This window comes from Tardiphaga sp. 215_C5_N2_1, from assembly GCF_052076055.1.
Lineage (GTDB): Bacteria > Pseudomonadota > Alphaproteobacteria > Rhizobiales > Xanthobacteraceae > Tardiphaga > Tardiphaga robiniae.
Genome location: NZ_CP197240.1, coordinates 3,778,468 through 3,800,466, shown reverse-complemented (window position 1 = coordinate 3,800,466; position 21,999 = coordinate 3,778,468). Strand labels below are relative to the sequence as shown.

Here is a 21,999-nt window from a genome sequence, read left to right as displayed (position 1 = left end):
CGATTTGCCCGGAGCTTCCGATGAGCGACATAGTCGTCGACGATATCGTTGTTCTGCTGCCGCCCCTGCTGCAGTCGCTCGAGGCGCTGCAATTCGTTGCGCGCAATCTGCATCCGCCGACTTTCGGTGCCGTCATGGAAGCGGTGGGCGAGCCCGATCAGGCGCTCAAGGCGGTGCGCGCAGAGCTCAACGCGTGGCCGGATGATTTTAGCGATCTGCGGGCACATCTCGATGCGGCGAGTGACGCGGCGCTGGCGGCCTTTACCGGCCTGCGCGCCGCCCAGCAGCCCGGTGGCGATCTGCCGATGGTGTTTCGTGCATTGCGCCACGCCACGCGCGCGCAGGAATCGCTTTATGCCACGGTGGCGCGGCTGCCGCCTGTGAGTACGTTCTTTCTTCCGCCTGACGAGCGCGAGAACGCGGCACTGCTTGAACGACTGGCATTGCCTTCGGCAGAGAACACCGGCGTCATTCATGATGGTGAGCCCGGACGTCGCGGCGGTTTCTCGATGTATGTGCCGGAAACCTACACGCCGGATCGTGCCTGGCCGCTGGTGATGGCGCTGCATGGCGGCAGCGGCAATGGCCGGGCTTTCTTGTGGAGCTGGCTCGCCGATGCGCGCAGCTCTGGCGCGATACTCGTCGCGCCGACGGCAATCGGCAGCACCTGGGCGCTGATGGGCGACGATGCCGATACGCCGAATCTTTCGCGCATTCTCGATCTCGTGCAGTCGCGCTGGCATATCGATCCCGCGCAATTGCTGCTGACCGGCATGAGCGATGGCGGCACCTTCTGCTATGTCAGCGGCCTGCGCGCCGAGTCGCCCTTCACCCATCTGGCGCCGGTGGCTTCGACCTTCCATCCGCTGATGGCGCAGTTTGCCGATGCAGATCGCCTGCGCGGCCTGCCGATCCATCTCGTCCATGGCCGTCTCGACTGGATGTTTCCGGTGCAGACTGCGCGCGAGGCACAGCAGGCGCTCACGATCGCCGGCGCCGATGTCACCTATCGCGAGATCGACGATCTCAGCCACTGCTATCCGCGCGAGGTCAATGCGGTGCTGCTGGCGTGGCTCGCACAACGTCGCGGTGCGTAACCAAACGCCGCAGGGCCGCTAAGTTCACAGGCTGGACTTCCACGTCCGCGATCGGTTCTTATATGGCGGGGGCTACCCGTTCCGGACAAAGGAGATTTTGCATGCCTTCACTGACCGAGTGGAAAGTGCCCCCGGGCGTGCAGCCGCGTGCTGAGGATTACGGATTCGACCTCGAACAGGCGCTGGAGGCGGTGGTGGGGCTGCATTGCATCATCCCGGAAGATGCTTTCACGGCAGATACGCTCGGCACCGAGCGCGCCGGCAATGGCGTGTTGATCGGTGACGGCCTCATTCTCACCATCGGCTATCTCATCACCGAGGCCGAAACGATCTGGGTGCATCTCGGCGACGGCCGCGTGGTGCAGGGCACGGCGCTGGGCGTCGATCAGGAAAGCGGTTTCGGACTCGTGCAGGCGCTCGGCGAGATCGACATCGCGCCGCTGCCGCTCGGTGAGTCGGCGAGCGCGAAGATCGGCGATCGCGTGGTGGTCGGCGGCGTCGGCGGACGCACGCGGTCCGTGGCCGGCAAGATCGCCGCGACACAGGAATTCGCCGGCTATTGGGAATACCTGCTCGACGACGCGATTTTCACGCATCCGGCGCATCCGAACTGGGGCGGTGCCGCCCTGATCAACGCCAAGGGCGAGTTGATCGGCATCGGCTCGCTGCAGATCGAGCGCGAGCACGGCGGCAAGAACGAGCATCTCAACATGGTCGTGCCCATCGATCTGCTGAAGCCGGTCCTCGACGATCTCAAGACATATGGTCGTGCCAACAAGCCGCCGCGGCCGTGGCTCGGGCTGTATGCCGCCGAGGTCGAGGACAAGGTCGTCGTGGTCGGGATCGCCAGGAAGGGGCCCGCGGCCCGGGCTGAACTCAAGACCGGCGACGTGATTCTTGCCGTAAACGGTGAGGAGGTATCCGATTCCGTCGAATTCTATCGCGCACTCTGGGCGCTAGGTCCGGCTGGTGTCGACGTGCCGCTGACGCTCTATCGCGGTGGCGATACATTCGATGTCGAATTGGTATCGACGGACCGCTCCAAGATGCTGAAAGCTCCCCGGCTGCACTAACGCCACGATACACCCGACACAATCGCGGCCTTGTCCGTAGACATCAGGCGCACCGCAACATGTGCGGTGCGCAGCATTTCGACGTGATCAGTGCGCGTGTCCGCCGCCGGCTGGTGCCGACGCGCCGACGGCGTTGACGTCGAGTTCGATGTCCACCTTGCCGGCCTTCTCGAACTGCAGCTGCGCCTTCACCTTGTCGCCTTTGGCGAACGGCTTGGCGAGATCCATCAGCATTAGGTGATAGCCGCCGGGCTCGAGCTTCACGGTGGCGCCGGGCTTGATCTCGAGCCCCTCATTGAGCGGACGCATCTTCATCACGCCATCGGTCACGCTCATCTCATGCACTTCGATGCGGCTGCCGCCGGTGAATGTGCCCCCTAGGAGTTTGTCGCTGGTCTTGCCGTTGTTGGTGATGGTGAGATAGCCGCCGGCCACCTTGGCCGCGGGCGGTGTGGCGCGCGTCCAGGGCGTCATGATCATCAGGTCGCCCGCATGGACCATGCCGGCCATCTGCGCCATTGCATCATGTGGTGATGCCGCGGCAAGGCGAACGATCGGCGCCGGTGATTTCAGACTGTGCGGATCCTGCCCCGCAGCCGGGATCTGCGCCCAGTCTTCCGAGCCCTGCTCGCAGGTCTGCAGTGTCGGCACATACAGCGGTGCATCAGCCTTCAATGCGGCAGGCAGATAGGCCGAGAATACGAACTCGTCATAGAAGTCGTTGTCGAGCTTGCCGGTCCAGGTGATTTCCTTGACGCCTTCCGACGCCTTCATGCCGTGCATGAAATCGTAGGACTGCGCATAGGCGCCTTTCTTCACGGCGATGGTCCAGCCTGGCTTCGGCATTGGCTTCACTGCGATCATCCCTTCCGGAATCTGCACGGTGATTTTCGTCGTCGGCGAGGCGCCACAACCATGCGGCACGGCGAGCACTGCGCGATAGGAGCCGCCGACCGTGGCCGGACCGCTCCGCACGAAGACATGGGCATAAGCAGGCGATGCCACTGCGCCCAGCGCAGTGAGAAGCAACAGCATGGAGCGGTTGGTCATGGAACGTCCTTTCGTGGATTGAAGCATAGCGGAATTCATCATCTTCACCACCTCGCCTTGACGCCGGCATAGATGGCGCGGCCGGTGCCGGGTTCGAACAGCGGCGATGTCGCCGTGGCCTGATTGAGAATGCTGGCGGAGGCGATGTAACGGGTATCGAGCACGTTGCGTGCTTCGATATAGCCCGAATATGTGCCGCCATTGTCGACGCCGGCTTTCAGGCCGAGCAGCGCATAGGGTTCGGTCTTCAGCGTATTGGCGCTGTCGACATAGTAAGCTTCCGGCACCCATTCGAGATTGGGGCCGAGATAGAAGCCGTTGGCATGTTTGTAGAGCAATTCCGCGCGCAGATAGTGCCGCGGCGCGCCCGGCAGCAGGTTATTGCCGAAAGTCGCGTCATTGTCGAAGCGGAAGTCGTTGAACGTATAGGCCATGTTGAGCCAGAGCTTGTCCGGCAGTGGCCCCGCATCGAATATGCCCTTGAACACGGCGATGCCGAGACCGGCCTCGATGCCCTGATGGATGGTGCGATCCGCATTGGTGACGTTGCAATTGCCGAAGGCGCTGTAAATACATTGCAATTCGTCGGTGATGTTGGCGCGATAGCCCGTCAATTCCCATGTCAGGTCGGGACGTCGTCCGCGGGTGCCAATTTCATAGGTGGTCGCACGCTGTGGCCGGATGCTGGTGAAGGGAATCGTCGGGATGCCCGGGCCGTTCGAACTCTCGCCGAAGCTCGGCACTTCGGCACTGAGCGAGATATTCGCGTAAGCCTGCCAGGTCGGATCAATATTCCAGAGCAATCCGCCTTTCGGACTCCACAGGTTGAATTCGGTGGCGCCCGATTGGTCGCCATCGTTCAGGAAACGGTCCTGACGGTTGCGCGCGGCATAGAGGAATTGCGTGCCGCCAATCAATGCGACGGTGGGCAGCACATAGAGCGAGTTCTCGACATAAACCGACGTGTTCTTCGAGCGGTCGATCGATGACGACGTCAGCGCACCCTTCTGCCCGGCGACATTGACATACTGGTTGTTGTCGATCCTGCCGTTGATCACATTGACGCCGGCGACAAACACGTTGCGATAGCCGCCGATATTGCGGTCGTCGGTGACCTTCGCGAAGCCGCCATAGTCCTGATAGCTGTAGTCCAGATACTGGAAGATCGGATGCATCAGGTGCCGATCGACGCCGAAGACGCCAAAGTCGATCGTAGTATTGTCGAGCCGGATGGTGGTTTTGTTGGCGAGGCGCACCGTGTCGATATTGCGCTGCTGGTCGCCGGTGAGATTGCCTGCTGCTGCCGTCTCCGGAGAATTCAGCGCCGACGTTTTGCTCACCGAGCCGGGAATGCGCTGCCGCACGCTGTTGGCATTGAGATAGAAGCGGGTCTCGAAGTCCGGCGAGAACTGGTAGCCGACATTGCCGCTGACGCGTGTTGCCTCGCCATTGCTGTGATTGCGGAAGCCATCGGCGGATTGCGTCGAGGCCGTGATGAAACCGTCCCACGGACCATTGGCGCCGCCGGTGTTGGCCTGCAGGCGACGGAAGCCGAAGGCGCCCATGTCGACCGACGCGCCGTTCGGAAAAGGATCGCGGCCAGTGGGCGTCACGAAATTGATCGCGCCGCCGAGCGAATTGGCGCCGAAGCGCAATGCGTTGCCGCCCTTGAACACCTCCACATATTTATAGGCGGTCGGGTCGATCTCCTGGAAATCGCCATAGCCGTCGGCGGTGTTGATCGGGATGCCGTCCATATAGAGCTGCACGCCGCGCAGATGGAAATTGCGCGACAGGCTTGATCCGCGGATCGACAGGCGGGTGTCGTCGCCCCATTTCGGCTGCGCGAACACGCCCGGTACGTAGTCGAGGATGTCCTTGATGGTGTTCGACGGCGTCGATGTTCGCCACGCATCCGCTGTCACCAGCGCGACGCCGCCGGGCGTCTGCTGGATCTCGCGGAGTGCCTGCTGCGCGGTGAGCACCGTAAGGGCCCCTGGGACGCTCGGTGCCTGGGCGTCGACGCGCGCCGGTGTGGCCGCAGGGGTGGTGCGGGCCGTGCGGGCGCTTGGCGCGGCGTTGCGTGGCTTGCGCGCCGCGACTGCGCGCTGCTGTGCGGGCGCATCGACGGTGACCGCTGGAAGCGATGTCGAGGAGGCCGATTGAGCCGACACCGCACCTGGAACGAGCGCGGCCGCGGATGCGAGCAGGACGCTGCGCAGCCGCATGGAAACGGATAGCATGGGGAAAACTCCACCGGGATTGAACTGAGCAACGCGCGCGCTGATGCGCGGCGTCTGACGGCGTGGAACGTCAGCTCAGGCGCGGTGGCGCGCGGGCCCGGTGGTCGGAGGTCGCGGCTTCCGCGACGATGCGATCGTCGAGGGCGGCCACGGGAGCGATCGCGATGGCGATGCGCGAGACGAGGAAAGTGGCGGAGGCAGGCGGGGCACCCGGCGCATGGGTGCCGACGCAGACCGGGCAATGCACCGCAGGTGCGCCTGACGTCTTGCCGGTGTCATCAGGGGATGCGGCAAGGTCGGGATGGGTGAGGCAGAGCTCGAAGCCTGCGGCCTGCGCAGTCGGCGAGATCGCGGCGAGCAACAGGCTGGACAGCACGACATTGAGCACAAGCGCATAGGCAGCGGCCAAAGATGCCACGGCCCCAAACCAGCGTTTGCGCGAAACATGTGTCACGGGAACGATCCTCGCCTCTCGATTAACACGGGGGCGGAACCTGTCAAAGCCGTTCGTGGAGCGAAGTTACCCGAAATCTAGAGAACGACGATGCCGGAATGCTTGGCCTTGTCATCGGGTTCGACATGGATGGTGATCAGAGCCTCGCCGATCTCCTGGCGGATCGCGGTCTCGAGCTTGTCGCAAATGTCGTGCGCGGCGCTCACGGTGGTCGATCCTGCCACCACCAGATGGAAATCGATAAAGGTCATGCTGCCGGCGCGGCGGGTGCGCAGGTCGTGAGCCTCGATGGCGCCGTCGGCATGGGCCGATATGGTCTGCTTGATGCTCGCGAGCATGGCTGGCGGGATGGCCTCATCCATCAATCCGCTGAGCGACTCCTTCATGAGACCCCAACCGGCCCACAGGATGTTGAGCGCGACGAGCGCCGCAAGGATGGGATCGAGAATGGCGATGCCCGACAGTGCCGCTACACCGACGCCGCCGAGAACACCGATTGAAGAATACACGTCGGACAGCAAATGGCGGCCGTCTGCTGCCAGGGCAGGCGAGCGGTGGATGCGACCTTGCCTGATCAGCACCCATGCCCAACCTGCATTGATGACGCTTGCCGCTGCGTTGACGAGTAGTCCGACCCAGGGGGCTTCGACGAGGCGCGGCGTCAGATAGCTTTGATAGGCTTCGCGCAGGATCAGGATCGCGGCGAGCACGATCAGCACGCCTTCGAGCACGGCCGAGAAATATTCAGCCTTATGATGCCCGTAGGGATGATCGTCGTCTGCCGGTTTCGCGCTCAGCGTGGTCGCAAGCAAAACGACGATGGCCGTCACGACATTGACGATGCTTTCAATCGCATCGGACAGCAGTGCGACGCTGCCAGTCAGATAATAGGCGGCGTATTTCATACCGAGGACCAGCAGGCCAACGGCAATGCTGCCTTGCGCAAGACTGCGAACGCTTGTCATCTGAAAATCTCGTTGGGGTAACGCGAAGTCTCACGCGGCTGTGTGCTCTAATATGCCGATCACAACGATGCAAGCCGTGAAATCCAGCTGCAAGTGCTTCGCATTATAAGGCGCGTGGACTTCATCGAACACGTCGTCCTCCCAATGGACATGATATCGATCTCGTCATGCGCGTGGCATTTGTAGCGGTCGTCCGCGCATTGATAGTTGCGGGACGACATCGTGCTGGATCGTGTCGTCATGGCGCGGTTCTCAATGTCGTCGGCCTCAACAAGCCCGGAGGGACCATGGTGGAGCGTTTCGGCGCGCGTCGGCGGGCATCGCGGCGGCGGCGGTTCCATGGGCAGGTTTGCGCTGCGCGCCGGCCGACCCTCAAAGGCGATCGATCAACCTGAGGTTATTCGTGAGCCTGCGCGGCTGTGGCGCGATCACCACAGCGGGGCGCAAAGTGCAGCGCAGAGCTGTTCTATGAGCGAAATGACACGCTGTTGAGCCTGATTTGATCGCTCAGCCCTGTATGAGGTGCGGGTCGTCCGCGTTGGACGCGTTGCAGCAAGGGTTGGGAATGACAGGTTTTGGTGGATCACGCGGGCTGCGCCTTCTGGCGCTTTTGATGTTGCCCGCTGTGCTGGCAGGATGTGCAAGCAGCGGGGTGATGGTGTCGTCCACCGGCTTTGGCGGTCCGTCCGCCAGCTATGCCGAGTTGAATGACGGCGAGCACACGCTGCCGGCCATCGACGTCTCCGGAATCGATTCGGCGATGCTGCGTCAGCGCGTCGCTTACCGCACCAAGGAGCCCGTCGGCACCATTGTGGTCGATACAGCCGCACGGCATCTCTATCTCGTGGAAGGCGATGGCAAGGCGATGCGCTACGGCATCGGCGTCGGCAAGGCCGGCCTCGCTTTTGCCGGCTCTGCTGTGATCAAGCGCAAGGCCGAGTGGCCGCATTGGACCCCGACGGAAAACATGATGAACCGCGAACCCGCGCGCTATCGCAAGATGGCTGGCGGCATGGAGGGCGGCATCGACAATCCGCTCGGGCCGCGCGCGATGTATCTCTATCAGGGCGACCGCGACACCATGTTCCGCATCCACGGCACCACCGAGCCCGAGACCATCGGCCATGCCGTCTCCAGCGGCTGTATCCGGCTGATGAACCAGGATGTCGTGGATCTCTATAATCGCGTGAAGATTGGCAGTCGCGTGGTGGTGATCCAGAGCGGCCGCGCCGAGTCCTAACTCTGTGTCTCAGTAAAATGGGGCGGGCGTTGTTCACGCTCGCCCCATTTTCGTTGATGACATCCCGTCTCAGGCATTCACTCGCGGTATTAGCAAATCGGCGATGCCGATGCGGCGGAACATCTCGGCGCGAACGCGGTCCGCGACACCGTTGACGATCTCGGCGCCATCTTCCGACGGATCGATGTGACTGCGGAACGGGCGCTTGCCGAACGGCAGATCGACCACGCGGACGATCTCTTTTGCCACATCGGCAGCATCCGCATCGGAGGGCTCCAGCGAAGCCAAGCCCTTCAACGCCATATCAGGTACCCCGGCATAGGGACCGTCGTCGTATTCAGCCGCGCGAGCGGTGTCGGCCGGTTTGCCGGAATGTGCGAAGTGGTTGGTTCCCTTGGTGAAGGCGCCGGGCACGATGATCGAGGTTTCGATGCCCCAGCGCGTCAGTTCGCTGGCATAGGAGACTGCAAGCGAATCCATCGCCGCCTTCGCGGCGAAATACAGCGACAGATAGGGTGGTGTGCCGCCGCGTGCGCTGGATGACGATACCCAGACGAGGAGACCTTTGCCCTGCTTGCGCAGTTGCGGTAGCGCTGCGCGATTGACGCGCTGGGTCGACAGAACGTTGATGTCGTAGAGCTGTGCGAATTGCTCCGGCGTGAAGGCTTCTGCGGGCCCAAATGACATGTGCCCGGCATTGTGGATGACGACATCGAGGTGACCGTTGTCGGCGATGATCCGGCCGATGCCGGCATCGGCCGATTCCTGCGAGGCGACGTCGAGTTCGACGCTGCGGAGATCGACTTTGTGCTCAGCGGCATACTTTGCGACGTCGGCGACGGCCGATGCATTGCGGCCGGTGGTCTCACGCATGCTGGCATAAACGGTGTGACCGGCCTCGGCGAGGGCGCGGGCGGTGAGCGCGCCAAAGCCGCTCGATGCGCCGGTGATGACAATGACGTGTTTCATGACACGTATTCCTTTGAATGGTTCTTGAGGGTGTTGGCGTTTGGTTCAGACCAGCCCGCCATTGGCGCGCAGCACCTGGGCGTTGATCCAGCCGCCTTCCGGACCGACCAGGAAAGCAACGGCATTGGCGATGTCCTCGGGTGTGCCGAGGCGCTCCATTGGCGTCGCTTTGGCGAAACGCTCGATCAGCTCCGGTGACTTGCCATTGAGGAACAGGTCGGTTGCGGTCGGGCCGGGTGCGATGGCGTTCACGGTAATCGAGCGGCCCCGCATCTCCTTGGCCATGATACCCGTCATGGTTTCGACCGCAGCCTTGGTGGCGGCATAGATCCCGTAGGTTTCCAGCTTGGTGCCAACCACGCCCGTGGAGAAGTTCACGACCCTGCCCCCGTCGCGCAGCCGCTTGGCGGCCTCGCGCATGGTGTTGAACGTGCCTTTCAGATTGACCGCGATCTGCTGGTCGAACGATGCGTCGTCGGCGTCGGCGAATTTCGCGAGCTTCATGATGCCGGCATTGTTGATCAGCACGTCGATGCCGCCAAAGGCGGTCTCCGCTGCATCGAACATCCCGCGCACAGCGGCGGGATCGCTGACATCGGCCTTGGCGGTCAGCGCGCGGCCACCCGCGGCTTCGATCTTTTGTGCGACGGCCTCGGCCAGCGCGGCATTGCCGGAGTAATTGACGATGACCGTGAAGCCGTCGCGGCCCAGCCGCTCGGCGATGGCTGCACCGATGCCGCGGGATGCGCCCGTCACGATGGCTACCTTGCTGGATTGGTTGGTCATTTCGCTTCTCCTCGATAAGACGGCCGACTGGCAGCGCCGTTCTGATGGGAGAAATCTAGACAGTTTCATTTGCCGGATAATGATGCATTATCTGGCATCACAATCCGGATTTAGCGAACAAAGAGATGGACCGTTTCGAGACGATGCGGGTGTTTACCCGGGTGGTGGAGCGGCGCAGCTTTACGGCGGCAGCGGCGGATCTCGGCCTGCCGCGTTCGACCGTCACCGACGCCGTGAAGCAGATCGAGGCGCGGCTCGGTGTGCGGCTGCTCGAGCGCACCACGCGGCTGGTGCGACCGACGCTGGACGGCGAGGCCTATCACCAGCGCTGCCTGACGCTGATCGCCGATCTCGAAGACGCCGAAAGCGCGTTCTGCGGCGCCAAGCCGAAAGGGCCGTTGCGGGTGGATATGAATGGCACGCTGGCGCGCAATTTCGTGCTGCCGCATCTGCCGGACTTTCTCGCCGAATATCCTGATATCCAGCTCTATCTCAGCGAGGGCGACCGGCTCGTCGATCTGATCCGTGAGGGCATCGACTGCGTGGTGCGTGTCGGCGAGCTCCGCGACAGCGATATGGTGGCGCGCCGGCTGACCATGATGGACGAAGTCACCTGCGCCGCGCCGTCCTATCTCGCGCGCATGGGCATGCCGATGTCGATCGATGCGCTCGAAGGCCATCGGATGGTCGGCTATCACTCCTCGGCGACGGGCGCGGTGCTGCCGCTGGAATTTCAGGACAGCGGCGCGCTGCGTCTTGTCTCTTTGCGGGTGGCGATCACGGTGAACAGCGCGGAAAATTACGTGGCCATGGCGAAACTCGGCTTCGGCCTGGTGCAGGTGCCGCACTATCGGATCAAGGGCGAACTCGCCGATGGCACGCTGGTCGAGGTGCTGCCGCAACATCCGCCGACGCCGTCGCCCGTGTCGCTGCTCTATCCGCGCAATCGCCAGCTCTCGCCGCGGGTGCGTGTGTTCATGGACTGGCTGACGCGTGCTTTCGCGCGCGACCTGATCTAGGCAAACCTGTGATGGCCCCTGTTTTTCGCTTCGCGCCCAGCCCCAACGGCTATCTGCATCTCGGCCACGCCGCTTCGGCGCTGCTGAATTTCGATCTGGCGCGCGAGGCCGGTGGCCGGTTGCTGCTGCGGATCGAGGATATCGATGCCACGCGCTGCCGGCCGGAATTCGAGGCGGCGATCTACGAGGATCTTGCTTGGCTCGGCATCGCCTGGGAGATGCCGGTACGGCGACAGTCGCAGCATTTCACCGACTACCGCGCAGCGACCGAGCGGCTCGCCGCCATGGGACTGCTCTATCCGAGCTTCGAGAGCCGCGCCGAGATCGCGCGCATGATCGCGGCCGAAGAAGCGAAAGGCTCATGGCCGCGCGATCCCGACGGTGCGCCTCTCTATCCCGGCATTGCCAGATCGCTGTCGCCACAAGCCGTCGCCGAACTCAAACAGGCGGATGCGCCGATGGCGTTGCGGCTCGATATGACCAAAGCCATTGCGGCCAGCGGTTCGCTCACATGGACCGAGCAGGACACGGGTCCGGGCGGCGAGACGGGCACCGTCACCGCGCAACCGGAGGCTTGGGGTGATGTCATCCTCGCCCGCAAGGAAACGCCGACCAGCTATCATCTCTCGGTTGTCCTCGATGATGCGCTGCAGGGCGTGACCCATGTGGTGCGCGGCCAGGATCTGTTCTGGTCGACCAGCGTGCACCGGCTGCTGCAGCAACTGCTCGGCCTGCCGCAACCGCTCTATCGGCATCATTTGCTCGTGCGCGATGGCACCGGCGCCAAACTGTCCAAATCGACGGGCTCGACCAGCCTACATGAGTTGCGAGCCGGGGGCACTACACCAGCGGATATCCGCCGCATGGTCGGGCTGCCTGACCCGTCTGCCGCAAGTTAGCCGCAAGCGCGCCGCAAGAAATTCGCAAGCTGGACCAGGCCCGCGGCGTGACTCCGCGCGCCTCGCCGTGGCATGGTGCCGCCGGGACGGGTGGGCAACATATGGCGCTGACATCGCGCTCTCCGCGCAAGATGCGGACGCGCACCAAGCAAACGCTGAAAAAACGCGCGGCCAAGAAGCGTGCGGCAAAGAAGCCTGCATCGAAGCCGCGCGCCAAGCGCAGATCCGCGCATGCCGATACGATGGTGGAAACCGCGCTGGCGGTGTTTGCCCATGAAGTGCGCACGCCGCTGACCGGCATTCTTGCGGTCAGCGACCTGCTGGCCACCTCCGATCTCGACGAGCGTGAGCGGCGCTGGGTCGAGACGATCAAGGCTGGCGCCGAACATCTGGCGGGTCTCGCGACATTGTTCGTCGATGCGGCACGCAGCAGCAAATCCAGGTTCGAACTACGGCAGGACTTCTTCGATCTGCGCGCGCTTGCCCGCAACATCGGCGACTCGCTCGCGGGCCGCGCGGCTGCCAAGGGACTGCTGTCGCGGGTCGCGATCTCCGACAGACTGCCGGTGTTCGTGGTCGGCGATCCCGTGCGGCTGCGCGCGGCGCTGGAAAATCTGATCGACAATGCGGTGAAATTTACCGAGCAGGGCAATGTCGCGCTGAAGGTCTCGCCTGTGCGCATGGCGGGCAAGGTCGGCGTATCTTTCACCGTCTCCGATAGCGGCATCGGGCTCACGCTCGCCGAGATCAAGCGGCTGTTCAAACCGTTCTCGCAGGCCAATGTGTCGATCGCGTCGCGTTTTGGCGGCGCCGGCCTCGGCCTGTCGTCGGTCAAACAACTCGCCCGCGCCATGGGTGGCGACATCACTGTGGCGCAGAGCCGCGGCGGTGGGACAGTGTTCGCGCTGACGGTCGGCCTCGACAAGACGAGCGGTCCGATCGCCATCATGTCGAGCGCCGATGATGCTGCTTTTGCGCCGGGAGACGCGCTGCGGGTGCTGAGCGTTGAGGACAATCCGTTTGGTCGCGTCGTGCTCAATGCCATTCTCACCGAACTCGGTCATCAGGCCGAGTTCATCGGTCGTGGCGAAGCAGCGGCGGAGCGCGTTGCGCAGGGCACGTTCGATGCGGTGCTCATGGACATGGTGCTGCCGGGTATCGATGGCGTCGAGGCGATCCGGCAGATTCGTGCGCTGAGGGCGCCGCATGGCCACGTCGCGATCATTGGCGTGTCCGGTCGCAGTGAAGACGAAGCCGCATCGCGTCACGCGGGCGCCGACGCATTCCTGATCAAACCGGTGTCTCCGCGGGCGCTAGCGACTGCGCTGCTTGAAGCGAGACGCCGTGGGGCAGCCGTGACTTGATGATGGCGGCATTGAGTTCGCCGCCGAATACGAAGATCGCCGCGATAAAGTATAGAAACACCAGCGCGATGATCACCGATGCCAGGCCAGCATACATCGTCACGTAATTGTTGGCGAAGCGCGCCAGATAAAGACCGAAGCCGATGCCCGACGCCAGCGACGCCAGCATCGTGAAGATGATGCCCGGCAGGATCTGACTGAAGGTGCGGCGGCCTGCCGGCAGCCACACATGCAGGATGAATAATGCGATTACCATCGCGACGATGGTGATGCCGTAACGCGCCACCGTCAGCAGCCGCTCGTTGTTCTCGACCATCAGCGGGACATAGCGCCTCACGATTTCCAGCATCAGCGGGCCGAGCACGATCAGGAACGCCATGGCGAGCGCGGTGACGGCAGCGACCAGCGTGTAGCCGATCGACTCCAGCCGCAGCCAGTACCAGCGCCGCAGCTCGATCACCGAATATGCGCGGTTCAGGGCAACGCGCAGGCTCTCGACGCCGTTGGAGGCGAAATACACTGCGAGCACGAGACCGATGGTGAGCGCATCGCCGCGGGTGGTGGTCAGCACGTCGTGGATCTGCGAGGACAGGGCGCCAGCCACCTGATCGGGCCAGACCTCCAGCAGCAGGCCGACGGCCTGATCGGCGAGATTCTTGGAGCCGAAAAAGCCGGCCAGCGAGGCCAGCACGATCAGGAACGGAAACAGCGCCATCAGGGTGGAGAGAGCGATATGGCTGGCGATCGCCCAGCCGTCATCGGCAAGAAACGTATAGAAGGCGTCCATCACAACATCGTAGACGGTGCGTATCTGCCCCACGTGCCACCTGGTCCGGGATCGGCCCGGCAAATCACCGGCCCTCATGTTAGCTTCTGATATCTAACGCGAAAAAGCCAGATCGTTGCATTGCGGCGCGCGCGTAACCGCTGTGCCATTTTGAAGGTCGGCGATAGCGCAGCCCGTGACGCAGTGTTATGTAGCCGATATGACATCAACGCTCAGCAACATTATCCTCCCCATCGCGGTCGGCGCCGTTGCACTGGTCCTGCTGCTTGGCCTGTTCAATATGATGCGCGGCGGCTCGCCTGATCGCTCGCAGAAGCTGATGCGGTGGCGCGTGGTGCTGCAATTCGTCGCTATTATCCTCACCATGGCCACCGTCTGGGCGATGGGCCGCTGACGCAAATTCCTTAACTGGCGCTGGATCAATTCGATGGTCGTTCTCAACCGCATCTACACCCGCACCGGCGATGACGGCACGACGGCCCTCGGCACCGGCGAACGTCGGCCGAAATACGATCTCCGTGTCAGCGCCTATGGAACCGTCGATGAGACCAATGCCGCGATCGGCGTGGTGCGATTGCATCTCGCCCATGCGCGGTCCCTAGATGCGATGCTCGGGCTGATCCAGAACGATCTGTTCGATCTCGGGGCCGATCTCGCGGTTCCGCAGCGCGAGGGCAAGGCCGAGCGGCTGCGCCTGCTGGCGAGTCAGGTCGAGCGGTTGGAGAATGATATTGACATGCTCAACGCGCCGCTGGCCGATCTGACCTCGTTTGTTTTGCCTGGCGGAACTCCTGCCGCCGCTCACCTTCATGTCGCCCGGACGATCTGCCGCCGTGCGGAACGGATCATGGTGGAACTCGCCGCCCAGCCCGATGAGCCGGTCTCCGACGCTGGTATCCAGTATATGAACCGGCTGTCGGACTTCCTGTTCGTCGCCAGCCGCTCGCAGAACGACAATGGCGCCGGCGACGTGCTCTGGGTGCCCGGCCAGAACCGGTAATTTCGGCTAAATCGGCGGGCCTAGAGACATTCGATTTTCGGGTCTGGCGCGTTGACCCCGTGTGGCAGGGGCTTTAGGTTCCGCGCCCAAGCTTCCGAGCAAGCTCTGAAACAATAAAACTCACACGAAAGAGGATCGATGAAGGTTCTGGTCGCGGTCAAACGGGTGGTCGATTACAACGTCAAGGTTCGCGTCAAGAGCGACGGATCGGGCGTCGAACTGTCCAACGTCAAGATGTCGATGAATCCGTTCGACGAAATCGCTGTCGAGGAAGCCCTGCGCCTGAAAGAGGCCGGCAAGGCAACCGAGGTGGTCGTGGTCTCGATCGGTCCCGCACAGGCGTCCGAAACCCTCCGCACCGGCCTCGCGATGGGCGCCGACCGTGGCATCCTCGTCAAGGTTGACGGCACCGTCGAGCCGCTCGCCGTGGCGAAGATCCTCAAGGCCGTCGCCGATGAGGAAAAGCCGGGCCTGGTGATCCTCGGCAAGCAGGCGATCGACGACGACGCCAACCAGACCGGCCAGATGCTGGCCGCGCTGCTCGGCTGGCCGCAGGCGACCTTCGCCAACAAGCTGGTTGTCGAAGGCGACGACGTCACCGTGACCCGTGAAGTCGATGGCGGTCTGCAAACCGTCAAGCTCAAGGGACCGGCAATTGTCACCACCGATCTTCGTCTGAACGAGCCGCGCTATGCGTCGCTGCCGAACATCATGAAGGCAAAGAAGAAGCCGATCGACGAGAAGACCGCCGATGGTTACGGCGTCGATATCTCTCCGCGTCTCGAGATCATCAAGACCAGCGAACCGGGCGGCCGCAAGGCCGGCGTCAAGGTCAAGGACGTCGCCGAACTGGTATCGAAACTCAAGACTGAAGCCGGGGTGCTCTAATGCCGACATTGCTGCTTGCCGATCACGACAACGCCACCCTGAAGGATTCCACCAACAAGGCGCTCACCGCTGCCACCCAGATCGGCGGCGAGGTGCACATCCTCGTTGCCGGCCAGAATGCGAAGCCGGCCGCGGAAGCTGCCGCCAAGCTGCAGGGCGTCACCAAGGTGCTGCTCGCCGACGACGCCTCTTATGCCCACGATCTCGCCGAGCCGCTGGCCGCGCTGATCGTGTCGCTGGCGCCCGCCTATGACGTGCTGATCGCCGCTGCGACCACGCGCTCGAAGAACGTGATGCCGCGCGTCGCCGCCCTGCTCGACGTGATGCAGGTGTCGGAAATCACCAAGGTCATCGCACCCGACACCTATGAGCGTCCGATCTATGCCGGTAACGCGATCCAGACCGTGAAGTCCAAGGATGCCAAGAAGGTCATTACGGTGCGTACCTCGACCTTCGGTGCAGCCGGTGAAGGCGGCAGCGCGGCGGTGGAAGACGTCAAGGCGGCCGAGAATCCGGGTTTGTCGACCTTCGTCGGCGAGGACATGGCCAAGAGCGATCGTCCGGAACTGACCTCGGCGAAGATCATCGTCTCCGGTGGCCGTGCCATGCAGAGCCGCGAGAATTTCGCCAAATATATCGAGCCGCTCGCCGACAAGCTCGGCGCCGGTGTCGGCGCCTCGCGCGCCGCGGTGGATGCCGGCTATGCCCCGAACGACTGGCAGGTCGGCCAGACCGGCAAGGTCGTGGCTCCGGAGCTGTATATCGCCATCGGCATTTCCGGCGCGATCCAGCATCTCGCCGGTATGAAGGACTCCAAGGTGATCGTCGCGATCAACAAGGACGAAGACGCGCCGATCTTCCAGGTCGCCGATTACGGCCTGGTCGCCGACCTCTACCAGGCCGTGCCGGAGCTGACCGAAGCACTCGGCAAGTAGAGGCCCGGCAGGCAAGGATTTGGCAAATAAGGCCTTGCTGAATTAGGGCTTTGCGCCTCAATTAACGACATCGGCCGGAGTGACTGACTCCGGCCGATATTTTATGTAAAGATAGCTTTCCGAACGCGGCATGCGCGGGCGGCGTGTTCCCAGAGATGACAAGCAAGATGGCGGTTATGATCAAGAAAGTCGGCGTGATCGGCTCGGGCCAGATGGGCAATGGCATTGCGCATGTGGCTGCATTGGGCGGCCTCGAAGTTGTGCTGAACGATGTCTCTGCCGACCGCCTGAAGTCTGCCATGGCGACGATCAACGGCAACCTGTCGCGTCAGGTGTCGAAGAAGGTCATCACCGAGGATGCACGCAAGGCCGCGCTGGATCGCATCACCTCGTCGGACACGATGGACGGCCTTGCCGATTGCGATCTCGTGATCGAATCCGCCGTCGAGAAGGAAGAGATCAAGCGCAAGATCTTCCACGATCTCTGCGCCGTGTTGAAGCCGGAGGCAATCATCGCCTCCAACACATCGTCGATCTCGATCACGCGCCTCGCCGCGTCGACCGACCGTCCCGAGAAGTTCATCGGCATTCACTTCATGAATCCGGTGCCGTTGATGGAGCTGGTCGAACTGATCCGCGGTATTGCCACCGATGACGCGACCTTCGATGCGTCCAAGGACTTCGTCACGAGGCTCGGCAAGCAGATCGCCGTTTCGGAAGATTTCCCGGCCTTCATCGTCAACCGCATTCTGTTGCCGATGATCAACGAGGCGATCTACACGCTGTATGAAGGCGTCGGCAATGTCGAAGCCATCGATGCTGCGATGAAGCTCGGTGCGCATCACCCGATGGGCCCGCTCGAACTCGCCGACTTCATCGGCCTCGATACGTGCCTGTCGATCATGCAGGTGCTGCATGAAGGCCTCGCCGACTCCAAGTATCGGCCGTGCCCGCTGCTGGTGAAATATGTCGAAGCCGGCTGGCTCGGTCGCAAGACCCAGCGCGGTTTCTACGACTATCGCGGCGAGAAGCCGATCCCGACGCGCTGAGGCGAAGCGCTCGTCTTTTTTAAGATAGAACGCTGTCATTGCCGGGCTTGACCCGGCAATCCACCTTCACGCATGCAAGGAAGAAGGATGGATCCGCGGGTCATCCAGCGAAGCTTGCTTCGCGCTGCCCGCGGATGACGAGGGTGTGTGTGGTTGGCCTCGCGGCCAAGTTAAACCAACATCCGCATCAAGCTCACCGTCGCCGGTACCATCCCGACGATCATCGCCATGCCCATGCCGACTCCGCACAGATGCGCCGTCAATGTCTCGCGCTGCGTAATCATGTCACGTACTGCGCCACGCCATTGCCGAACGACCAGTTCTCCGGCAGCACCTCGACGAGGTTGATGAAGACGTCTTCGGGCCGCAGGCCCGGTCTGTCAGTCAACTTCTCGACGATCTGTTTGTAGAGCGCCTGCTTCTGCTCACGCGGGCGGGTGTTACTGACCGTCAGCTGGATGATGACGAGGTCATCGGTCCGGCGAATGCCGAGATAATTCGGATCATAGATGAAAGTGCCATCCTCATGCTCCGAGATGGTGACGAAACGGTCGCCCTCCGGGACGTTGAAGGTCTCGCGCAGCGCCTGATAGACGCCTTCGGCGATCGCCTCCCGATAGGCGGCAGGCTTGCCCTTATTCAGTGAAATGCGAACCAGCGGCATGGTGGTCTCCTGTCGTTCAAATCCGATACAGCAAACCTAATCCCATATTGATCATTGGAAAATCGTATGAAATAATATTTCAATGATGTCATATTGAAATGATTGGTCGATGAAAGCGCTCGATATCGAGGCCGTGCAGGCCTTTGTGCTGGTGGCCGATCTCACCAGCTTCACCCGCGCCGCCGAGGCCATGGGAAGCACGCAGTCGGCGATCAGCCTGAAGATCAAGCGGCTGGAAAGCGGGCTGGGTAAGCGCCTGCTGGAGCGAACGCCGCGGCTGGTGCGCCTGTCGGCGGAGGGGGCGGCTTTTCTGGCCTCCGCGCGAAATCTCGTCGCGGCGCATCAGTCGGCCATTGGCTCATTCGCTGCGGAGCGGCGGCGTCTCGTGGTGGGGATCAGCCATCATCTCGTCGGCGCCGATCTTGCCGACGTATTGAAACGCATGAGCGCGACCGATCCGTCCCTGGTGATCGAATTGCGGATCGAGTCATCGCGGGTCCTGCTGTCGGCCTATGATGCTGGCGATCTCGACGCGGCGATCGTGTTGCGGATCGACAGGCGACGTGGTGACGGCGAGGTCTTGATGGAAGAACCATTTGGCTGGATGGGCACGCTGGATTTTCGGCACGCGCCCGGTGAGCCGCTGCGACTCGCGGCGCAATCCGCGCCATGTACGGTCCGTTCGGCGGCGATTGCGGCACTCGATGGGGCTGGCATTCCGTGGACCGAAGCCTTCGTTGGCGGCGGCGTTGCGACCATCGGCGCAGCGATTTCCGCCGGTCTCGCCGTTGGTGCGCTGGTCCGCCGTGTTGCTCCCGCCGGCAGTATCGATCTCGGCCCGCGCCTCGGTCTGCCGAAATTGCAGGATGCCGAGACGATGCTGCATTCCAGCCTCACCGATGCGCGGGCGCGCGGCGCGCTGCGCACGCTGGGTGCGGCATTTCGGGCGAATGCCGGCTGATTGTTGCACCAGGTCAACATTCGTTAACCCCGCACCGCTATACCGGCGGTACGACGTTACGGAGTATTTCTATGGATATGGCCTTGGTTGCCAGCGCGCTTGCCATGAAGGCGGCGGGAACGCAGTCGCAGATCGCCACCTCGATCATGAAGTCGAATGCCGACATGGAAAAGAACACCGTGTTGACGCTGCTCGGCGGCGCGCAGCAGGCCTCGCAGGCCAATCTCGGCGCGGGCGTCGGCGGCAACGTCGATATCGCCGCTTAAGGCGCTGTCGAACCTGGCTGGTCGTCGCTGGACGCAGCAGTCAGTGTCGCGCGAAAATGGCTGGGCGGCGTGCCAATGATGCGCTTGAAGGCACGACTGAACGCTGCTTCCGATTCATAGCCAAGCCGCCGTGCGACGACCGCGATCTTTAGGCGGTCGCGAACGAGCCACTGCTTTGCTTCCTGCATCCGCAATTGCGCGACGTAACGGGCCGGTGTCTGGCCGACGACATTGGCGAAGCGCAACGCAAATGCCGAGCGTGACGCATGCATGACGTTCGCCAGCGCCTCGACGGTCCAATCCCTGGTCGGATCGCGATGGATCGCAGCGAGAACTCGCCCGATACCGGGATCGCGTGCTGCTGCGACCCAACCGGCAGAGCCGCAGCCCTTCTCCACCCAGTTGCGGATCAGTGCAGCGGCGACAACATCGGCCAGCCGCGTCAGCATGCCGCCGGCACCGACGCGATCCAGCGCCAGTTCGGACGTCATGGCCTCAAGCAGATGCGGGATGGCGGGCTCGTCGGTGGCCAGTTCGTGCATCTGCATCAGCTCAGGCATCATCAGCAGTAACGGATGCTGGCTGTCGAGGTTGAAGGTCATGCCGGCGCCGAACAGCACGGTTTCTTCGCCATTTCTGTTGCCGCCGCTGCAGGTGTCGAGGATGCCGCAGCAAACCGGCTCGAACTGGCAATTCTCGACCGGCGCCGGGAAGGCATCGGGTGAACTCGCCAGCGCATGTTCCGCGCCGCGCGGCAGCAAGACCGCATCACCTGGTTCAAGGCGGACCCACGCGTTATCAAGAGTTCGCAGCCAGCAGCCGCGTTCGGCGACGAAGTGGAATTGCGCCTTCGGCCGTGCCGGGAATACCAGCCCCCATGGCTCGGTCATGCGGCAGCGGACGTAATCGACGCCCTCAATCTTCAAGCCCCGGAGCATTTCGGTCAGGGGGTGAGTGGCGACAGTTGTGGACGAATGATCAAGCATTGAGGGTTTTCTAGCATGGAAACTCCAGGAGGTCACCTCCATCTCCGGGGTCCCTGCTGGAGACTGCCATGACTGATTCCGCCACTGCTGCACTTGATGCCGATGTTTCTCCCGTAACCACTGAGCGGACGGACGCGGCTTGGGCGGCTGTTGTCTCCTTGATGCTTGGCGCGTTCAGCCAGGTCACGGCTGAATTCCTGCCCGCCAGTCTGCTTACGCCGATCGCCACCGATCTCGGCGTCTCGGTTGGTGCTGCCGGGCAGGTGGTGACGGCGACTTCCCTTGTCGGAATCATCGCCGGGCTTGCGACGGCCATTGTGACACGCGCCATGGATCGCCGCGTCGTCCTGTGGTCGCTCACAGTGCTGCTGATCGTGTCCAATCTGCTGTCAGCTACCGCAAGCAACCTGCCGATCCTGTTGCTTGCCCGCGTGCTGCTCGGCATCAGCCTCAGCGGTTTTTGGGCAATGGCAACTGCCACAGCGATGCGGCTTGTTCCGGCGGAGGCGCTGCCGCGCGCGATCTCGCTGATTTTCAGTGGCGTTTCGATCGCCACCGTCAGCGCTGCGCCCATCGGTGCATATCTTGGCGATCTGTGGGGCTGGCGGAACGTGTTCTTGCTGGCGGCCGCTGTCGGCGCCGTCGTGCTCGTCTTTCAGGTGCTGACGCTGCCGCGCTTGCCGCCGCTCACATCACCGGATGTGCGCACGCTGTTCGTGCTGATGCATCGGCCCAGTGTCCGGCTTGTGATGATCGCAATCGCCGTCAGTATCTCGGGCCACTTCGCCGGATTCACTTACGTCCGGCATTTCCTCGAACAAGTGCCGCAGCTTCCGGTCACTGCGATCTCGCTCGTCCTGCTGGCTTATGGCGTTGGCGGTTTCTTCGGCAATTTCGCGGGCGGGGTGCTTGTCGCCCGCAGTGCGAAACTTGCGATCGTCACGGGATCTGCGGCGATCGCCGTGCTCGCGCTGGTGCTGTTTGTCTTTGGCGCTTCGGGCCTTGTCGCGGGCATCGCAGTTGGCCTCTGGGGTTTTGCGTTCGGCGTGCTGCCGGTTGGCTTCCAGACATGGATGGTGCGGGTCGCATCGGACGAAGCTGAATCTGCGGGCGGCCTGCTCGTGTCGGCTTTCCAGGTCGCGATCACGGTTGGCGCAGTCGTTGGCGGCATTCTGGTCGACGGTTTCGGTCCGTTCGGTGCCGTTGGTTATCTCGCAGCGGCGACACTGGCGGGCGCGCTGCTCGTATTGCTGTCGCGCAGCGGCGGCGAAGTGCCGGCCTGAAGCGCGAAGGGAGGCAGCAGC

The 21,999-nt window shown here is 62.9% G+C and carries 23 protein-coding genes; 14 read left to right on the top strand and 9 right to left on the bottom strand.

The genetic code is table 11. The features are described 5' to 3' along the window. Positions 1 to 20 precede the first annotated feature (20 nt). Both AB7828_RS18100 and AB7828_RS18095 read left to right on the top strand, forming a co-directional pair. Positions 21 to 1,097: a phospholipase gene (locus tag AB7828_RS18100; protein ID WP_441230788.1), complete on the top strand. Its 1,077-nt coding sequence runs from the start codon at positions 21 to 23 to the stop codon at positions 1,095 to 1,097. Between the two features lie 101 nt (positions 1,098 to 1,198). After that, a complete protein-coding gene (locus AB7828_RS18095; RefSeq protein ID WP_120287257.1) occupies positions 1,199 to 2,170 on the top strand; it encodes a S1C family serine protease in 972 nt (323 codons plus the stop codon). An 87-nt stretch (positions 2,171 to 2,257) separates the two neighbouring features. Here AB7828_RS18095 and AB7828_RS18090 read toward each other — a convergent pair whose 3' ends face one another. The 4 genes from AB7828_RS18090 to AB7828_RS18075 all read right to left on the bottom strand — a co-directional run bounded on the left by AB7828_RS18090 (position 2,258) and on the right by AB7828_RS18075 (position 6,882). Continuing rightward, positions 2,258 to 3,220: a DUF1775 domain-containing protein gene (locus tag AB7828_RS18090; RefSeq protein ID WP_441230787.1), complete on the bottom strand. Its 963-nt coding sequence runs from the start codon at positions 3,218 to 3,220 to the stop codon at positions 2,258 to 2,260. Between the two features lie 44 nt (positions 3,221 to 3,264). Then, the gene (locus AB7828_RS18085; protein WP_441230786.1) at positions 3,265 to 5,463 is read right to left on the bottom strand and encodes a TonB-dependent receptor domain-containing protein; all 2,199 of its coding nucleotides are present in this window, start codon (positions 5,461 to 5,463) and stop codon (positions 3,265 to 3,267) included. A gap of 70 nt (positions 5,464 to 5,533) precedes the next feature. After that, positions 5,534 to 5,917, bottom strand: a complete 384-nt coding sequence (locus AB7828_RS18080; RefSeq protein ID WP_441230785.1) for a DUF2946 family protein — start codon at positions 5,915 to 5,917, stop codon at positions 5,534 to 5,536. A 77-nt stretch (positions 5,918 to 5,994) separates the two neighbouring features. Continuing rightward, entirely contained in the window at positions 5,995 to 6,882 is an 888-nt protein-coding gene (locus tag AB7828_RS18075) for a cation diffusion facilitator family transporter (RefSeq protein ID WP_320445626.1), read from the bottom strand. Between the two features lie 655 nt (positions 6,883 to 7,537). On the opposite strand from AB7828_RS18075, the gene AB7828_RS18070 reads away from it, so the two are divergent. Further along, a complete protein-coding gene (locus AB7828_RS18070) occupies positions 7,538 to 8,122 on the top strand; it encodes a L,D-transpeptidase (protein ID WP_441230784.1) in 585 nt (194 codons plus the stop codon). A gap of 69 nt (positions 8,123 to 8,191) precedes the next feature. Here the strand turns inward: AB7828_RS18070 and AB7828_RS18065 are convergent, their stop codons facing one another. Beyond that, complete coding sequence (locus AB7828_RS18065; protein ID WP_441230783.1) at positions 8,192 to 9,091, bottom strand: SDR family oxidoreductase; 900 nt, start codon at positions 9,089 to 9,091, stop codon at positions 8,192 to 8,194. Between the two features lie 45 nt (positions 9,092 to 9,136). Continuing rightward, the gene (locus AB7828_RS18060) at positions 9,137 to 9,877 is read right to left on the bottom strand and encodes an SDR family oxidoreductase (protein WP_092150434.1); all 741 of its coding nucleotides are present in this window, start codon (positions 9,875 to 9,877) and stop codon (positions 9,137 to 9,139) included. A gap of 125 nt (positions 9,878 to 10,002) precedes the next feature. Here AB7828_RS18060 and AB7828_RS18055 point away from each other — a divergent pair, with 125 nt between their 5' ends. The 3 genes from AB7828_RS18055 (at position 10,003) to AB7828_RS18045 (ending at position 13,159) form a co-directional block, all read left to right on the top strand. Then, positions 10,003 to 10,896: a LysR family transcriptional regulator gene (locus AB7828_RS18055; protein WP_441230782.1), complete on the top strand. Its 894-nt coding sequence runs from the start codon at positions 10,003 to 10,005 to the stop codon at positions 10,894 to 10,896. Positions 10,897 to 10,907: 11 nt separating this feature from the next. Beyond that, positions 10,908 to 11,795 (top strand): tRNA glutamyl-Q(34) synthetase GluQRS, encoded by an 888-nt coding sequence (gene gluQRS, locus AB7828_RS18050; protein ID WP_441230781.1) that lies wholly within the window; start codon positions 10,908 to 10,910, stop codon positions 11,793 to 11,795. A gap of 101 nt (positions 11,796 to 11,896) precedes the next feature. Beyond that, positions 11,897 to 13,159, top strand: a complete 1,263-nt coding sequence (locus AB7828_RS18045; protein WP_441230780.1) for an ATP-binding protein — start codon at positions 11,897 to 11,899, stop codon at positions 13,157 to 13,159. Here AB7828_RS18045 and AB7828_RS18040 read toward each other — a convergent pair. Next, entirely contained in the window at positions 13,086 to 13,946 is an 861-nt protein-coding gene (locus tag AB7828_RS18040; protein ID WP_210269064.1) for a YihY/virulence factor BrkB family protein, read from the bottom strand. The genes AB7828_RS18045 and AB7828_RS18040 overlap by 74 nt on opposite strands. Positions 13,947 to 14,145: 199 nt before the next feature. Here AB7828_RS18040 and AB7828_RS18035 point away from each other — a divergent pair, with 199 nt between their 5' ends. The 5 genes from AB7828_RS18035 (at position 14,146) to AB7828_RS18015 (ending at position 17,818) form a co-directional block, all read left to right on the top strand. Then, positions 14,146 to 14,340: a twin transmembrane helix small protein gene (locus AB7828_RS18035; RefSeq protein ID WP_068730376.1), complete on the top strand. Its 195-nt coding sequence runs from the start codon at positions 14,146 to 14,148 to the stop codon at positions 14,338 to 14,340. A gap of 33 nt (positions 14,341 to 14,373) precedes the next feature. Then, positions 14,374 to 14,946, top strand: a complete 573-nt coding sequence (locus tag AB7828_RS18030; RefSeq protein WP_068729209.1) for a cob(I)yrinic acid a,c-diamide adenosyltransferase — start codon at positions 14,374 to 14,376, stop codon at positions 14,944 to 14,946. Between the two features lie 138 nt (positions 14,947 to 15,084). Beyond that, positions 15,085 to 15,834, top strand: a complete 750-nt coding sequence (locus AB7828_RS18025) for an electron transfer flavoprotein subunit beta/FixA family protein (RefSeq protein WP_439078476.1) — start codon at positions 15,085 to 15,087, stop codon at positions 15,832 to 15,834. Beyond that, entirely contained in the window at positions 15,834 to 16,769 is a 936-nt protein-coding gene (locus AB7828_RS18020) for an electron transfer flavoprotein subunit alpha/FixB family protein (protein ID WP_093757404.1), read from the top strand. Before AB7828_RS18025 ends, AB7828_RS18020 begins: the two co-directional genes overlap by 1 nt. Positions 16,770 to 16,936: 167 nt before the next feature. Further along, on the top strand, positions 16,937 to 17,818 hold the full coding sequence (locus AB7828_RS18015; RefSeq protein ID WP_089267834.1) for a 3-hydroxybutyryl-CoA dehydrogenase: 882 nt from the start codon (positions 16,937 to 16,939) through the stop codon (positions 17,816 to 17,818). A 280-nt stretch (positions 17,819 to 18,098) separates the two neighbouring features. On the opposite strand, the gene AB7828_RS18010 is transcribed toward AB7828_RS18015, so the two are convergent. After that, positions 18,099 to 18,482: a tautomerase family protein gene (locus AB7828_RS18010; protein WP_441230779.1), complete on the bottom strand. Its 384-nt coding sequence runs from the start codon at positions 18,480 to 18,482 to the stop codon at positions 18,099 to 18,101. A gap of 109 nt (positions 18,483 to 18,591) precedes the next feature. Between AB7828_RS18010 and AB7828_RS18005 the strand changes: the two genes are divergently transcribed. Together AB7828_RS18005 and AB7828_RS18000 are read left to right on the top strand one after the other, a co-directional pair. Then, on the top strand, positions 18,592 to 19,443 hold the full coding sequence (locus tag AB7828_RS18005) for a LysR family transcriptional regulator (protein ID WP_089267621.1): 852 nt from the start codon (positions 18,592 to 18,594) through the stop codon (positions 19,441 to 19,443). A 71-nt stretch (positions 19,444 to 19,514) separates the two neighbouring features. Beyond that, positions 19,515 to 19,709 carry a putative motility protein gene (locus AB7828_RS18000; RefSeq protein WP_068729200.1) on the top strand — a complete coding sequence of 65 codons (195 nt, stop codon included), beginning with the start codon at positions 19,515 to 19,517 and terminating at the stop codon, positions 19,707 to 19,709. Here the strand turns inward: AB7828_RS18000 and AB7828_RS17995 are convergent. After that, entirely contained in the window at positions 19,706 to 20,695 is a 990-nt protein-coding gene (locus tag AB7828_RS17995) for an AraC family transcriptional regulator (protein WP_441230778.1), read from the bottom strand. The two genes, AB7828_RS18000 and AB7828_RS17995, sit on opposite strands and share 4 nt — an antisense overlap. 68 nt (positions 20,696 to 20,763) lie before the next feature. Between AB7828_RS17995 and AB7828_RS17990 the strand changes: the two genes are divergently transcribed. Further along, positions 20,764 to 21,978 (top strand): MFS transporter, encoded by a 1,215-nt coding sequence (locus tag AB7828_RS17990; RefSeq protein WP_441230777.1) that lies wholly within the window; start codon positions 20,764 to 20,766, stop codon positions 21,976 to 21,978. Positions 21,979 to 21,999: the final 21 nt, after the last annotated feature.